We start from the raw sequence: 285 nt of genomic DNA, 5'->3' as shown, positions 1-285 counted from the left end.
CGAGGACCGACCCAAGAAGGCGATCGGCGGCATGACCCCGGCTGCTTATGCCCAACATCTGGCAAACACCGATATCATTACCCCCGGACTCTAAACCAAACCACTACTCAGGGTGGGGGGACGTCGGTACCATCCCAATTGCAAGAGTAGATTCTGCTGACTAGGGCCTGTTAACACATCCGAAGCCCATCAACGACTAGGACGAAGCTGAGGAATCCAAGGAACATGACATCCAGCTTCTCGAAGCGCGAGAAAATCCGGCGGTAGCCTTTCAAGCGACGGAAC

At 55.1% G+C, this 285-nt stretch carries 1 pseudogene; it reads right to left on the bottom strand.

Annotated elements, in window-relative coordinates:
• Positions 1 to 170: 170 nt before the first annotated feature.
• Positions 171 to 285: pseudogene (locus F7R02_RS26005) on the bottom strand (IS5-like element ISCARN85 family transposase); the annotation flags it as partial.

It is taken from the genome of Xanthomonas cissicola, from assembly GCF_008801575.1.
GTDB classification, from domain to species: Bacteria; Pseudomonadota; Gammaproteobacteria; order Xanthomonadales; family Xanthomonadaceae; genus Xanthomonas; species Xanthomonas cissicola.
Note: the sequence above shows the minus strand (reverse complement) of the source record. Positions and strands in the feature narration are given on the sequence as shown.